At 71.7% G+C, this 14,569-nt stretch carries 12 protein-coding genes; 9 read left to right on the top strand and 3 right to left on the bottom strand.

Annotated elements, in window-relative coordinates:
- Window positions 1-51: 51 nt before the first annotated feature.
- The 4 genes from AB0F03_RS29235 (at window position 52) to serA (ending at window position 5,391) form a co-directional block, all read left to right on the top strand.
- Window positions 52-1,899 carry an acetolactate synthase large subunit gene (locus AB0F03_RS29235; protein ID WP_361997197.1) on the top strand — a complete coding sequence of 616 codons (1,848 nt, stop codon included), beginning with the start codon at window positions 52-54 and terminating at the stop codon, window positions 1,897-1,899.
- A gap of 21 nt (window positions 1,900-1,920) precedes the next feature.
- Window positions 1,921-2,445, top strand: a complete 525-nt coding sequence (gene ilvN / locus AB0F03_RS29230; RefSeq protein ID WP_361997195.1) for an acetolactate synthase small subunit — start codon at window positions 1,921-1,923, stop codon at window positions 2,443-2,445.
- A gap of 119 nt (window positions 2,446-2,564) precedes the next feature.
- On the top strand, window positions 2,565-3,563 hold the full coding sequence (ilvC, locus tag AB0F03_RS29225) for a ketol-acid reductoisomerase (protein WP_356946220.1): 999 nt from the start codon (window positions 2,565-2,567) through the stop codon (window positions 3,561-3,563).
- 226 nt (window positions 3,564-3,789) lie between these two features.
- Entirely contained in the window at window positions 3,790-5,391 is a 1,602-nt protein-coding gene (serA, locus tag AB0F03_RS29220) for a phosphoglycerate dehydrogenase (RefSeq protein WP_361997193.1), read from the top strand.
- A gap of 61 nt (window positions 5,392-5,452) precedes the next feature.
- Here serA and AB0F03_RS29215 read toward each other — a convergent pair whose 3' ends face one another.
- Entirely contained in the window at window positions 5,453-6,976 is a 1,524-nt protein-coding gene (locus AB0F03_RS29215; RefSeq protein ID WP_361997191.1) for an MFS transporter, read from the bottom strand.
- A 97-nt stretch (window positions 6,977-7,073) separates the two neighbouring features.
- On the opposite strand from AB0F03_RS29215, the gene AB0F03_RS29210 reads away from it, so the two are divergent.
- On the top strand, window positions 7,074-7,658 hold the full coding sequence (locus AB0F03_RS29210) for a TetR/AcrR family transcriptional regulator (RefSeq protein WP_361997189.1): 585 nt from the start codon (window positions 7,074-7,076) through the stop codon (window positions 7,656-7,658).
- A gap of 7 nt (window positions 7,659-7,665) precedes the next feature.
- Here AB0F03_RS29210 and AB0F03_RS29205 read toward each other — a convergent pair whose 3' ends face one another.
- Window positions 7,666-9,057 (bottom strand): helix-turn-helix domain-containing protein, encoded by a 1,392-nt coding sequence (locus tag AB0F03_RS29205; RefSeq protein WP_361997187.1) that lies wholly within the window; start codon window positions 9,055-9,057, stop codon window positions 7,666-7,668.
- A gap of 163 nt (window positions 9,058-9,220) precedes the next feature.
- On the opposite strand from AB0F03_RS29205, the gene AB0F03_RS29200 reads away from it, so the two are divergent.
- The 4 genes from AB0F03_RS29200 to AB0F03_RS29185 all read left to right on the top strand — a co-directional run bounded on the left by AB0F03_RS29200 (window position 9,221) and on the right by AB0F03_RS29185 (window position 12,922).
- Window positions 9,221-10,147, top strand: coding sequence for a proline dehydrogenase family protein (locus AB0F03_RS29200; RefSeq protein ID WP_361997185.1), 927 nt, complete (start codon window positions 9,221-9,223; stop codon window positions 10,145-10,147).
- Between the two features lie 39 nt (window positions 10,148-10,186).
- Window positions 10,187-11,818: an L-glutamate gamma-semialdehyde dehydrogenase gene (gene pruA / locus AB0F03_RS29195; RefSeq protein WP_361997183.1), complete on the top strand. Its 1,632-nt coding sequence runs from the start codon at window positions 10,187-10,189 to the stop codon at window positions 11,816-11,818.
- A 118-nt stretch (window positions 11,819-11,936) separates the two neighbouring features.
- The gene (locus tag AB0F03_RS29190; RefSeq protein WP_361997182.1) at window positions 11,937-12,476 is read left to right on the top strand and encodes a GNAT family N-acetyltransferase; all 540 of its coding nucleotides are present in this window, start codon (window positions 11,937-11,939) and stop codon (window positions 12,474-12,476) included.
- A gap of 317 nt (window positions 12,477-12,793) precedes the next feature.
- Entirely contained in the window at window positions 12,794-12,922 is a 129-nt protein-coding gene (locus AB0F03_RS29185; RefSeq protein ID WP_121786747.1) for a hypothetical protein, read from the top strand.
- Window positions 12,923-12,985: 63 nt separating this feature from the next.
- On the opposite strand, the gene AB0F03_RS29180 is transcribed toward AB0F03_RS29185, so the two are convergent.
- Window positions 12,986-14,533, bottom strand: a complete 1,548-nt coding sequence (locus tag AB0F03_RS29180; protein WP_361997180.1) for a metallophosphoesterase family protein — start codon at window positions 14,531-14,533, stop codon at window positions 12,986-12,988.
- Between the last annotated feature and the right edge of the window lie 36 nt (window positions 14,534-14,569).

Genomic DNA, 14,569 nt, shown 5'->3' with positions numbered 1-14,569 from the left:
GAACTCCGTCCGAACCTCGCATAAACCCTCAGCATCGAGAAGAGAATGCCGATGACCGAGCAGGCCACCGGGGCCCACCATCCGCAGCCGCGGCCCCGTTCCGGAGGACACTCCGCCCCCGTCGAGCACGTCACGGGTGCGCAGTCCCTCATCCGCTCCCTCGAGGAGGTCGGCGCGGACACGGTGTTCGGCATTCCCGGCGGCGCGATCCTCCCCGCGTACGACCCGCTGATGGACTCCACCCGGGTGCGCCACGTGCTGGTCCGGCACGAGCAGGGCGCCGGCCACGCGGCCACCGGCTACGCGCAGGCCACCGGCCGGGTCGGCGTCTGCATGGCGACCTCGGGACCGGGCGCCACCAACCTGGTCACGCCCATCGCGGACGCGCACATGGACTCGGTGCCGCTCGTGGCGATCACCGGCCAGGTCGCCTCCAAGGCGATCGGTACCGACGCCTTCCAGGAGGCGGACATCGTCGGCATCACCATGCCGATCACCAAGCACAACTTCCTCGTCACCAAGGCCGAGGACATCCCGCGGGTCATCGCGCAGGCGTTCCACATCGCCTCCACCGGCCGCCCGGGTCCGGTCCTGGTCGACATCGCCAAGGACGCCCTCCAGGCGAAGACGGTCTTCTCCTGGCCGCCCACCATGGACCTGCCCGGCTACCGCCCGGTGACCAAGCCGCACGCCAAGCAGATCCGCGAGGCGGCCAAGCTGATCACCGCCGCCAGGCGGCCCGTGCTGTACGTCGGCGGCGGTGTCCTCAAGGCCGGGGCCACGGCCGAGCTGAAGGTCCTCGCCGAGCTGACCGGGGCGCCGGTCACCACGACGCTGATGGCGCTCGGCGCGTTCCCCGACAGCCACCCGCTGCACGTGGGCATGCCCGGCATGCATGGCAGCGTCGCCGCGGTCACCGCGCTCCAGAAGGCCGACCTGATCGTGGCCCTCGGCGCCCGCTTCGACGACCGCGTCACCGGCAAGCTGGACAGCTTCGCGCCGTACGCCAAGATCGTCCACGCCGACATCGACCCGGCGGAGATCGGCAAGAACCGCACCGCCGACGTGCCGATCGTCGGTGACGCCCGCGAGGTCATCGCCGACCTGGTCCAGGCGGTGCAGAAGGAGCACAGCGAGGGCCACCAGGGCGACTACACCGCCTGGTGGAGCGACCTGAACCGCTGGCGCGAGACCTACCCGCTCGGCTACGACCTGCCCGAGGACGGCTCGCTCTCCCCGCAGCAGGTGATCGAGCGCATCGGGCAGCTGGCGCCGGAGGGCACGGTCTTCGCCGCGGGCGTCGGCCAGCACCAGATGTGGGCCGCGCACTTCGTCCGGTACGAGCGGCCCGCCACCTGGCTGAACTCCGGCGGCGCCGGCACGATGGGCTACGCGGTCCCGGCCGCCATGGGCGCCAAGGCCGGCGTGCCGGAGCGGACGGTCTGGGCGATCGACGGCGACGGCTGCTTCCAGATGACCAACCAGGAACTGACCACCTGCGCCCTGAACAACATCCCGATCAAGGTCGCCGTCATCAACAACGGCGCCCTCGGGATGGTCCGACAGTGGCAGACCCTCTTCTACAACCAGCGCTACTCCAACACCGTGCTGCACAGCGGGCCCGACGACATCAACCCGCAGGCCCGGGGTACGCGGGTGCCGGACTTCGTGAAGCTGTCCGAGGCGATGGGCTGCGTGGGCCTGCGCTGCGAGCGCCCCGAGGACCTGGACCGGGTCATCGCGGAGGCGAACGCCATCAACGACCGTCCGGTCGTCGTCGACTTCATCGTCCACGAGGACGCGATGGTCTGGCCGATGGTCGCCGCCGGCACCTCCAACGACGAGATCATGGCCGCCCGGGACGTCCGCCCCGACTTCGGCGACAACGAAGACGACTGAGCGAGAGAGACGTAAAAAGACATGTCCAAGCACACGCTCTCCGTCCTGGTGGAGAACACGCCGGGCATCCTCGCCCGCATCGCCGCCCTGTTCTCGCGCCGCGGCTTCAACATCGACTCGCTCGCGGTCGGTGTCACCGAGCACCCCGACATCTCCCGCATCACCATCGTGGTGGGCGTCGAGGAACTGCCGCTGGAGCAGGTCACCAAGCAGCTCAACAAGCTCGTCAACGTGCTGAAGATCGTCGAGCTGGAGCCCGGTCAGGCCGTCCAGCGCGAACTCGTCCTGGTGAAGGTCCGCGCCGACAACGAGACCCGGTCCCAGATCGTGGAGATCGTCCAGCTGTTCCGCGCCAAGACCGTGGACGTCTCCCCGGAGGCCGTGACGATCGAGGCCACCGGCTCCGGCGAGAAGCTGACCGCCATGCTCAAGATGCTGGAGCCGTACGGCATCAAGGAACTGGTCCAGTCCGGCACGATCGCGATCGGCCGCGGCGCCCGTTCGATCACGGACCGCTCGCTGCGCGCGCTCGACCGGACCGCGTAGGGCCGTGGACGGGCGGCGGCGCGCCGCGCCGCCGCCCGTATACCGAGACCCCGAAACTTCCGTCCCGCCCACCGTCATACGGTGGGACGCATCACCTGCACACAAGGAGAGAACCCAAAGTGGCCGAGCTGTTCTACGACGCTGACGCCGACCTGTCCATCATCCAGGGCCGCAAGGTCGCGGTCATCGGCTACGGCAGCCAGGGTCACGCCCACGCGCTGTCGCTCCGTGACTCCGGTGTCGACGTGCGTGTCGGCCTGCACGAGGGCTCGAAGTCCAAGGCCAAGGCCGAGGAGCAGGGCCTGCGCGTGGTCACCCCGGCCGAGGCCGCCGCCGAGGCCGACGTCATCATGATCCTGGTCCCGGACCCCCTCCAGGCCCAGGTGTACGACGAGTCCATCGCCCCGAACCTGAAGGACGGCGACGCGCTGTTCTTCGGCCACGGCCTGAACATCCGCTACGGCTTCATCAAGCCCCCGGCGGGCGTGGACGTCTGCATGGTCGCCCCGAAGGGCCCGGGCCACCTGGTCCGCCGCCAGTACGAGGAGGGCCGCGGCGTGCCCTGCATCGCCGCCGTCGAGCAGGACGCCTCGGGCAACGCCTTCGCCCTCGCCCTGTCCTACGCCAAGGGCATCGGCGGCACCCGCGCCGGCGTCATCAAGACGACGTTCACCGAGGAGACCGAGACCGACCTGTTCGGTGAGCAGGCCGTGCTGTGCGGTGGCACGGCCGCGCTGGTCAAGGCGGGCTTCGAGACGCTGACCGAGGCCGGCTACCAGCCGGAGATCGCCTACTTCGAGTGCCTGCACGAGCTGAAGCTGATCGTGGACCTCATGTACGAGGGCGGCCTGGAGAAGATGCGCTGGTCCATCTCCGAGACCGCCGAGTGGGGCGACTACGTCACCGGTCCGCGCATCATCACCGACGCCACCAAGGCCGAGATGAAGAAGGTCCTCGCCGAGATCCAGGACGGCTCCTTCGCCCGCGCCTGGATGGACGAGTACCACGGTGGTCTGAAGAAGTACAACGAGTACAAGCAGCAGGACTCCGAGCACCTGCTGGAGACCACTGGCAAGAAGCTGCGCAAGCTGATGAGCTGGGTGGACGAGGAGGCGTAAGCCTCGGGACAGGGGCCGGGGCCAACGCTCCGGCCCCTGTTGTCCACCGCGTCCTGCCACGGACGGGTGATCCTTCCGCGGAGGCGCAATGCGGTCTTCGGCACGCCACTACACTTCTGCACAACACGCGTCAGGCCCACAGCGTCGTGCGTCTTCCGCGGCTAGCCCCCCTCCACCGCCTGCGGCCGTCGGGACGGCCGTCCGCATCGCACCTGTGAGGACTCACGTGAGCTCGTACCCCAGTCAAAAAGCCACGGTACTCATCGCTGAGGAGCTGTCGCCTGCCACCGTCGACGCACTCGGTCCGGACTTCGAGATCCGGCACTGCAACGGAGCGGACCGCTCCGAGCTGCTTCCGGCCATCGCCGACGTGGACGCGATCCTCATCCGTTCGGCCACCAAGGTCGACGCCGAGGCCATCGCCGCCGCGAAGAAACTGAAGGTCGTCGCGCGTGCCGGCGTCGGTCTGGACAACGTCGACGTCTCCGCCGCCACCAAGGCCGGCGTGATGGTCGTCAACGCCCCCACCTCCAACATCGTGACCGCGGCCGAGCTGGCCTGCGGTCTCATCCTCGCGACCGCCCGCAACATCCCGCAGGCCAACACCGCCCTGAAGAACGGCGAGTGGAAGCGCAGCAAGTACACGGGTGTCGAGCTGGCCGAGAAGACGCTGGGCGTCGTGGGCCTGGGCCGCATCGGCGCCCTCGTCGCGCAGCGCATGTCCGCCTTCGGCATGAAGGTCGTCGCCTACGACCCCTACGTGCAGCCCGCGCGGGCCGCGCAGATGGGCGTCAAGGTGCTGTCGCTGGACGAGCTGCTGGAGGTCTCCGACTTCATCACCGTCCACCTGCCCAAGACCCCCGAGACCCTCGGCCTGATCGGTGACGAGGCGCTGCGCAAGGTCAAGCCGAGCGTGCGTGTCGTCAACGCCGCGCGCGGCGGCATCGTCGACGAGGCGGCGCTGTACGCGGCGCTGAAGGAGGGCCGGGTCGCCGGCGCCGGCCTCGACGTGTACGCCAAGGAGCCGTGCACCGACTCCCCGCTGTTCGAGCTGGACCAGGTCGTGTGCACCCCGCACCTCGGCGCCTCGACCGACGAGGCCCAGGAGAAGGCGGGCATCGCGGTCGCCAGGTCGGTGCGGCTCGCGCTCGCCGGTGAGCTGGTGCCGGACGCGGTGAACGTCCAGGGCGGTGTCATCGCCGAGGACGTCAAGCCGGGCCTGCCGCTCGCCGAGCGTCTGGGCCGTATCTTCACGGCGCTGGCCGGCGAGGTCGCCGTCCGTCTCGACGTCGAGGTCTACGGCGAGATCACCCAGCACGACGTGAAGGTGCTGGAGCTGTCCGCGCTCAAGGGTGTCTTCGAGGACGTCGTCGACGAGACGGTGTCGTACGTCAACGCGCCGCTGTTCGCGCAGGAGCGCGGTGTCGAGGTGCGCCTGACCACCAGCTCCGAGTCGGCCGACCACCGCAACGTGGTGACCGTGCGCGGCACGCTGGGCACCGGCGAGGAGGTGTCGGTCTCCGGCACGCTGGCCGGCCCGAAGCACGTACAGAAGATCGTCGCCGTCGGCGAGTACGACGTCGACCTCGCGCTCGCCGACCACATGGTCGTCCTGCGCTACGAGGACCGTCCGGGTGTAGTCGGCACCGTCGGCCGGGTCCTCGGGGAGGCCGGCATCAACATCGCCGGCATGCAGGTCGCGCGTGCGGCGGTGGGCGGCGAGGCGCTGGCCGTGCTCACCGTGGACGACACGGTGGCCCCCGGCGTGCTGGCCGAGCTGGCCACCGAGATCGGGGCGGCCTCGGCCCGGTCCGTGAACCTGGTCTGAGCACACGACGGACGCCGGGCGTGCCGACTTCGGTCGGCCCGCCCGGCGTTCCGCGTATCCGCTACCGGTCGGTGGTCCGCAGGGTCAGCGCGGCGCCGGCCGCCGCCAGCGCCAGCAGCACCGCCCCGGCGACCGCCACGCCGTGCATGCCGCTGGTGAACGCCTCCCGGGCCGTGGCGAGCAGGGACGCGCCGGGCCGGGCGGGCAGCCGGGCGGCCGTGGTGAGGGCCCCGCCCAGGGTCTCGCGGGCCTCGGCCGGGGCCGTGTCCGGCATGGCGTGGCGGTAGACGGCCGTGCCGATGGAGCCCAGGACCGCCATGCCGAGCGCCCCGCCGAACTCGGTGCCGGTCTCCAGCAGGGCGGACGCCGTGCCCGCCTGTTCCGCGGGGACGCCGCTCATGGCCAGGTCGGTCAGCTGGGACAGCACCATGATCATGCCGCAGGCGAGGACGCCGGCCGCGGCCAGTACCAGCCACAGGGAGTCGGTGCCGGCGAGGGCGAGCAGGGCGTACCCGGCCGCGCTGACCGCGAAGCCGCTGGTGACGACGTAGCCGCGGTGGACGCCCCGCTGGACGAGGGCGGTGGTGAGGGGCCCGGCGGCCCCGATGAGCACCGACGGGAGCAGGCTCCACAGCGCCGCCGCCAGCGGGCTCTTGCCGAGGACCGACTGGAGGTACTGCGTGGTGAAGATGGCCGAGCCCATCATCCCGAACGCGGACACCAGGGTGAGGACCAGCGACGGGGTGAAACCCCGGCCCCGCAAGAGGGCCGGCGGGACCAGCGGGGAGGCGCCGGTGCGCTGGCGGCGGACGAACAGCGCCCCGAAGAGCAGGCCGACGACGACCGGGACGACGTACCGCGGGTGCCAGCCCTCGGACGGGATCTCCTTGAGGCCGTAGACCACCGGGAGTACGGCGGCCATCGACAGGGGCACGCTGGCCAGGTCGAAGCGGCCGGCCCGGGGATTGCGCGTCTCCGGCAGCAGGACCGGGCCGAGGACCAGCAGCAGCGCCATCGCGGGCAGGTTGACCAGGAAGACCGAGCCCCACCAGAAGTGCTCGACCAGGACGCCGCTCATCACCGAGCCGAGGGCGACCCCGCCGGTCATCACACCGGACCACAGGCCGATGGCCTTGGCACGCTGGGCGGGGTCGGTGAACATCGTGCGCAGCAGGGCCATCGTGGACGGCATGAGGGTCGCGCCGCCGACGCCGAGGATCGCGCGGGCCGCGATCAGGGTCCCGGCGCTGTTCGCGCAGGCCGCGAGCAGGGACGCCGCGCCGAAGGCCGCGGCCCCGGTCAGGAGCAGCTTGCGGCTGCCGAAGCGGTCGCCGAGCGAGCCCATCGTCATCAGCAGGCCGGCCAGGACGAAGCCGTAGATGTCGAAGATCCACAGTTGCTGGGTGCCGGTGGGGTGCAGGTCGGCGCTGATGGCGGGGGCCGCGAAGTAGAGGACCGACACGTCCATCGAGACCAGCAGCAGCGGCAGCATCAGCACCCCGAACGCGGTCCACTCGCGGCGTCCGGCGCGGACGGGGGCGCGTTCGGCGCCGACGGGGACGGTGGTGCTCGTCGAGTTCGTCATGCCGAGGAATGTACGGCTGTATTAAACGTCTGTCTAGGACGATTGTATAATTCAGTCGTCTAGGACGGATGTATGGACGCCGGTTAGGCTGGCGGACATGGGACACCGTGAGGATCTGCTCGAAGGCGCCAAGCGCTGCCTGCTGGAGAAGGGCTTCGCGCGGACGACGGCGCGCGACATCGTCAAGGAGTCGGGGACGAACCTGGCCTCGATCGGCTACCACTACGGCTCCAAGGACGCGCTGCTGACCCGGGCCTATGTCTCCCTGCTCGAGACCGTGGGCGAGAGCTTCGGCCCGGGCCTCGGCGGGGAGGTCACCCAGCCCCCGGGATCGCCGGCGCGCTTCCAGGAGATCTGGGCGAGCGTCCTGCGCACCGTCCCCGAGTCACGTGCCATCTGGCTGCTCAGCTTCGAGCTGATGTTCCAGGACGAGCGGGTAGCGGAGGTGCGCAAGCTGCTGGCCGAGGCGCAGGAGGAGGGCCGGACAGGGCTCGTGGCCCTCTTCAGCGGCGTGCCGGAGACGGAGATCGACCAGGAGACCACGGACAGCGAGGGCCGCCTCTACCAGACCCTTCTCAACGGCCTCATGGTCCAGTGGCTCTTCGACCCCGGTTCGGCGACCACCGCGGAGCAGCTCACCGAGGGGCTCAGGCGTGTCATGCGGCAGGCCGCGCAGCACTGACCGGCAGTCACAGCCGCGCCCGTTTCAACGTCATGTGCAGCAGCAGCCGGTCCTCCCCGTCGTCCAGGTCGAGCCCGGTCAGCTGCTCCACCCGGGACAGGCGGTAGTACAGCGTCTGGCGGTGGATGCCCAGCTCGGCGGCGGTGCGGCCGGCCTGTCCCGCGCAGTCGAGGTAGACCTCCGCGGTGCGGGCCAGCTCCCGGTGGGCGGGGGAGAGCAGCGGACCGGCCACGGGGTCGTACGCGGCCTCGGGGGGCAGTGCGGTCAGCAGCCGGTACGGCCCGATGCGCCCCCACTCCGCGATCGGCGCGAACCGTGGCTCGGCCAGCGCGGCGCGCGCGGCGGCCCGCGCCTCCTGCCAGACCGTGCCCAGCTCGGCGAGACCGGTGCGCGGCTCGCCGATCCCGGCGGCGCACCGCGCCCCGGCGGCGAACCCGGCCACCCGGCCGGCCCCGGCGGCTGCGGCCCCTGTGGTGCCTGCGGTCCCGGCAACCCCGGCGGTCCCGGCAACCCCGGCGGTCCCGGCGGCTCCGGTGGGCGCCGGGTGTCGCGCGGCCACGGCGGCGGCCGTACGCGCCCCCGCTCCCCGCGCCTTCGCTCCTCCGGCGCCCTCGGCGTCCCTGAGCAGCCGTGCCGCCGCCGTCAGCGCCGGTGTCGGCACAGCCGTCGTCCGCAGCCGCACCAGCACCGCGAGGGTCAGCCCGGTCGGCCCCCAGGGCAGCGTGCACAGGGCGGTGGCGTGCGGGACCGTACGCGGGGCCGGGGCGTCGTCCGGGTCGGCCGAGGGCCAGGGCGCCACACAGACCAGCGTGTGCGGGCCGTCCGCGCGGGGGCCCAGGGCGGTGCGCAGGTCGGCCACCGCCATGTCCCGCTGCCAGCCGCGCTCCGCCGTGAGCACCGCCCGCAGCTCCCGGCTCAGCCCCGCCCCGGCCTCCGCCTCGTCGGCGAGCAGCGCCCCGATCCGGTCCGCCACCCGCAGCGCGGCGGCCAGCTGGGCGTCCGTCGGCCCGGGGTCGCCGTCCAGCAGCCAGACGTAGCCGAGGACGACACCCCGATGGCGTACGGGGAGGCAGATCCGGCCGCGGTACACGCCGGCCTCCGGGCTCGGCGGGATGCGTACCGGACCGGTTGCGCGCGTGATGCCGAAGCCCTCGAACCAGGTGCGGACCGCCGCCGTGGAGCGCCGGGTCAGGATCGAACGGGTGCGGACCGGGTCCAGCGCGGACGGGTCCAGCTCGTCGTCGCTGTCGTACGCGCCGAACGCGATCAGCTCGAAGTCGCGGTTCTCCAGGGTCGCCGGAACGCCCAGCAGCTCGGAGATCTCGTCCACCAGCTCCTGGTAGTCACCCATGCTTCCGAAGGATGCGCCATCGGCCTTCACCCGGGCATTGTCCCCCATTCCCCGGCTGCCCTCATACACCTGTCTGAGAACCCGTGCACGGATGCGTGACAGCTGTCGATGGCTCAGGATCGGAGAGATCCCTAGGTTTCACGGTGGTTCTCCGTGTCGTACCCGAATCGTCGGGTAGGGCCGTTTCGGTGCTTGTCTGTGGAGGTGCCCCGTGCTGGGTCCCGTGATTCTCGCCGCGTCGCGCAGCGACCGGATGCGTCGTCTGATCTCGGCGGCCCCGGTGACCAAGCAGGTCGTCGACCGGTTCATCCCCGGCGAGACCGTGGCCGACATCGTCCCGATCATCGAGGACCTCACGGCCAAGGGCCTGGAGCTGACGATGGACGTCGTCGGCGAGGACATCACCACCCCGGAGCAGGCCGCCGCCGCCCGGGACGCCTACCTGGCGCTGGTCGGCCACCTCGAGCGGCTGGAGCTGGGCGAGAAGGTCGAGATGTCGGTCAAGCTGTCCATGTTCGGCCAGGCGCTGGAGGGCGGCCACGAGCTGGCACTCGCCAACGTCCGCCCGGTCGTCGAGGCCGCCGCCGCCATCGGGACGACCGTCACGCTCGACGCCGAGGACCACACCACCCTCGACTCGATGTTCGCCATCCACGAGGAGCTGCGGAAGGACTTCCCGCAGACCGGCTGCGTCATCCAGGCCTACCTCTTCCGCACCGAGGCCGACGCCCGCCGCCTCGCGGAGTCCGGCAGCCGTGTGCGCCTGGTGAAGGGCGCCTACAAGGAGCCCGCCGAGGTCGCCTACCAGCAGAAGCACGAGATCGACAAGGCCTACGTGCGCATCCTCAGGACGCTCATGGAGGGCGAGGGCTACCCGATGATCGGGTCCCACGACCCGCGTCTGATCGCCATCGCCCAGGAGCTGGCCCACAAGGCCGGCCGCAAGCTCGACGAGTACGAGTTCCAGATGCTGTACGGCATCCGGGGCGAGGAGCACCTGCGGCTGGCCGCCGAGGGCCACCGCATGCGCGTCTACACCGCCTACGGCACCGACTGGTACGGCTACTTCATGCGCCGCCTCGCCGAGAAGCCCGCCAACCTGCGCTTCTTCCTGCGCTCGATGGTCAGCACGGGCTGAGCCCGAACACCCGCTCACGTACAAGGAGTTACGGATCTCATGGACGCTGTGACCCAGGTCCCCACCCCCGTCAACGAGCCGGTGCACGGCTACGCCCCCGGCTCGCCCGAGCGCGCCCGCCTGGAGGTCAGGCTCAAGGAGCTGGCCGACAACCCGATCGACCTGCCGATGACCATCGGCGGCGAGAAGCGCATGGGCGGCGGCGAGACGATCCAGGTCGTCCAGCCACACAACCACAAGGCGGTCATCGGCACCCTGCGCAACGCCACCCGGCAGGACGCGCAGGACGCCATCGACGCGGCCCTGGCCGCCGCCCCGGCGTGGCGCGCGATGGCCTTCGACGACCGCGCCGCGATCATCCTGCGCGCCGCCGAGCTGCTGGCCGGCCCCTGGCGGGAGACGATCGCCGCCTCCACCATGCTGGGCCAGTCCAAGACCGCCCAGCAGGCGGAGATCGACAGCCCCTGCGAACTGGTCGACTTCTGGCGCTTCAACGTGCACTACGCGCGCCAGATCCTCGCCGAGCAGCCCCCGGCGAACTCCCCGGGTGTCTGGAACCGCCTGGACCACCGCCCGCTGGAGGGCTTCGTCTACGCGATCACGCCGTTCAACTTCTCGGCGATCGCGGCGAACCTGCCCACCGCGCCGGCCCTGATGGGCAACGTGGTGCTGTGGAAGCCGTCCCCGACGCAGACCCACGCCGCCGTCCTGCTCATGCAGCTGCTGGAGGAGGCGGGCCTGCCCAAGGGCGTCATCAACCTCGTCACCGGCGACGGCATCGAGGTCTCCAAGGTCGCCCTGGAGCACCGCGACCTCGCCGGCATCCACTTCACCGGTTCGACCAAGACCTTCCAGTACCTGTGGAAGACGGTCGGCAACAACATCGAGAAGTACCGCTCCTACCCGCGTCTGGTCGGCGAGACCGGCGGCAAGGACTTCCTGGTCGCCCACCCGAGCGCCGACCGCGCGATCCTGAAGACCGCCCTGACCCGCGGTGCCTTCGAGTACCAGGGCCAGAAGTGCAGCGCCACCTCCCGCGCCTACATCCCGGCCTCCATCTGGAACTCGGGCTTCAAGGAGGAGTTCGCCGCCGAGGTCGACTACCTGACCATGGGTGACGTCACCGACCTGTCCAACTTCATGGGCGCGGTGATCGACGAGCGGTCCTTCGCCAAGAACAAGGCGGCCATCGACCGCGCCAAGCAGGACCCGTCCTGCACCGTCGTGGCCGGCGGCAGCTACGACGACTCGGTCGGCTACTTCGTCCGCCCGACCGTCATCGAGTGCACCGACCCGGAGAACGAGGTCTTCACCACCGAGTACTTCGGCCCGATCCTCGCCGTGCACGTCTACGAGGACGACGCGTACGAGGAGATGCTGACCCAGATGGAGTCGGTGTCGGACTACGCCCTCACCGGTTCCGTCATCGCCAACGACCGCGCCGCCGCGGCCCACACGATGGAGAGGCTCCGCTTCGCCGCGGGCAACTTCTACATCAACGACAAGTCGACCGGCGCCGTCGTCGGCCAGCAGCCCTTCGGCGGCGGCCGTGCCTCGGGCACCAACGACAAGGCGGGCGCCCCGCAGAACCTGCTGCGCTGGACCCTGACCCGGGCCATCAAGGAGACCCTGGTCCCGCCGACCGACTACGCCTACCCGCACATGGGCTGACCGCCCCCGCGAACACGGCCCGGGAGGCCCGACATCTGGTCGGGCCTCCCGGGCCGTTCCCATCCCCCACGGGGCCGGACGCGGTCCGCGCCGACGCGGGCAGGGTGATACTGGCCTCGTGACTCCGCGCCCCCGCCTCGTCCACACCGCCGAACTGACCCCGGCCGAACTCCGCGAGCTGCGTGCCCTGTTGGACGACGCCTTCGACGGCGCGTTCGCCGACGAGGACTGGGACCACGGGCTGGGCGGCCTGCACGCGCTCGTCCGGGACGATGCCGGGCTCGTCGCCCACGGCTCGGTCGTGCTGCGCCGGACGCGGCACCGGGGGCGCTGGCTGCGCACCGGGTACGTGGAGGCCGTCGCCGTACGGGCCGACGCGCGGCGGACCGGGCTCGGCGGCCGGGTGATGGCGGAGCTGGAGCGGGTCATCGGCCGGGCCTACGACCTCGGCGTGCTCTCCGCCGGCGACGCGGGCGCCCGGCTGTACGCCGCCCGGGGCTGGCGGCGATGGCCCGGGCAGGTGCACGCGCTCTCACCGGAGGGGATCGTACGGCTGCCGGAGGAGGAAGGCGGCCTGTACGTGTGGCCCGCTCTCGCCGGGCCGCCCGACCCGGCCGGGGAACTGGTCCTCGACTGGCGCGACGGAGACGTCACCTGACGGGGAGCACCCTCACCGGTTACCCCCGAACACGCGAACGCCCAGTTCAGGGCGGGGTGAGCCGGTGTGCCGTCTCAGATAGTAGGAAGTCCGAGTAATGATGCAGACAGACGCGGACGGCTCCCTTAGCGTGGAAGGAGCCGAACGTCTCGCTCCATCCAGCGAATGGCGGTCGTGAGCCGGGCCCCGTGCAGGCAACCCCTGCGGCCATCGTTTCCCGCCCCTTTCCGGGAGTCTCCCTCCCACGCCTCCATGAGGCAGCGGGGGGCGTGCCCCCGCACCGCCGCACTCCGCGTCTGCCGAAGGAGTCGATTGCCATGGCCGAGACGACCGTCCGCCGCGTCCGCCACGTGCCCCGCACGAGCGAGTCCGACCGCAAGAACGCCGCCGCCGCCCTCCAGCGAGCCCTCGACCGCCGGGACAACGGCGGCGCGACCGGCCACTGAGCCGGTACGGGAACGGACCACCACCAGCCGGGAGCCGCACCCGCGCGGGGTGCGGCGCGGTCCTCATCCGCCGCGCCGCACCTCGAAGTGGTCGATCCGCCGCCCGTCGTGCGCCAGCGCCGACACCGCGAGCCGTGGTGCCGCGCCGGCCCGCACCTCCACCGAGAGCAGCGAGAAACCGGTGTAGCGGACCCTCGACCACTCCACCGTCTCCGGCGCGCGGTCCCGGTCCTTCGTCCAGGCGAAGGTGCCGACCGGCTCGTGCCGGGTGACGTGTCCCTCGTAGCTGTCCCGGACGCCCGGGGGGAACGCGTACAGGTCCCGGCCGCCGCCGCCCGCCGTGACGTACACCGTGCCGTCCCGGGCCGGGTCGGTGGAGCCGCCGACGGGCACGGCCCGGCCCACCCGCCCGCCGCGGACGGCGTCGGTGCGCTCGTACACGTGGTTGTGCCCGTTGATCACCAGGTCCACCCGGTGCTTCGCGAACAGCGGCAGCCACCGCGCGCGCACGCCCCCGTCGGACGCGTGCTGGGAGGTGGAGTAGGCGCAGTGGTGGAAGAAGACGACCACGAAGTCGATGCCGCGGGCCGCGCGCAGCGCGCCCAGGGTCCGGTCCAGCCAGGCCGTCTGCCGGCCGCCGCTGTGCCCGAGGTTGGCGGGGATCTCGTACGACACGTCGTTGGCGTCCAGTGCGACGAAGGCGGCGTTGCCGTAGGTGAACGCGTACGCGCCCGGCGTGCCGTGCGGGTCGAAGCCGTTGTCCGGCAGGGAGAACCGGGCCAGCTGGCCGCCGTAGCCGTCCGGCGAGTACCAGGCCTCCATGTCGTGGTTGCCGGTGGTCACCATCCACGGCACCGACCGGGCGACCGGCTCGTTCTGCTTCAGGAACAGGTCCCAGAAGGCGGGGTCGTAGCCGTCCGACCGCCGCCCGGTGCCGTTGACGTCCGCGTAGCAGAGGTCGCCGGCGTGCAGGTGGAACGCGGGTTCCTGGCGCAGCATCAGATCGTCGCCCGCGTGCGCCGCCCGGCCCACGCCCTGGTCGCCGAAGGCCGTGAACACGAACCGCTCCGGGTGCGCGGGTGCCGTGCGGAAGGAGGCGAGGGCCGCGCAGTGCGCGGACGCGGTGGGCTCCCAGCCGTCGTGGCCGACGCCGTAGTAGTAGGTCGTGCCGGGCGTGAGGCCGTCCACGGCCGCGTGCACGTAGTACTGCTCCAGCGCCGGACGCACCCCCGCCACCCCGGGCGTGCGCAGCGGGCGTATCTCGGCCGCCACGCGCGGGCCGAGGCCGTCGGGGCGCAGGCCCAGCCGGACGTACGGCCGGCGCACCGCGGAGGGCACCTGCCAGGCGATCCGCATCTGGGTCCGGGGGTCGGCGCCGAAGGCGAGATGCCGGCCGAACGGGCGGGCCGCCGCGCCGGACGCCCGCGAACCGGCCGTGGCGGGCGCGTGCCGGGAGCCGGTGCCGCAGCCGGTCAGCAGGCCGCCCGCCACCGCGCCCGCCGTCACCAGCGTGCGCCGGCGCACCACGCGCTCGCGCAGGTACGCGTACTGCTCGGCCATGCTCAGCCGTTCCGCGAGCCGCCGCGGGATGCCGACATCGGGAGTGTCCATGGCGGGAACCTTCCACCGGAGCCCGACGCCCGCGCC

The sequence above is a fragment of the Streptomyces sp. NPDC028722 genome, assembly GCF_040637655.1.
Taxonomy (GTDB): Bacteria; Actinomycetota; Actinomycetes; order Streptomycetales; family Streptomycetaceae; genus Streptomyces.
This window is presented reverse-complemented; position numbering and strand designations above follow the sequence as displayed.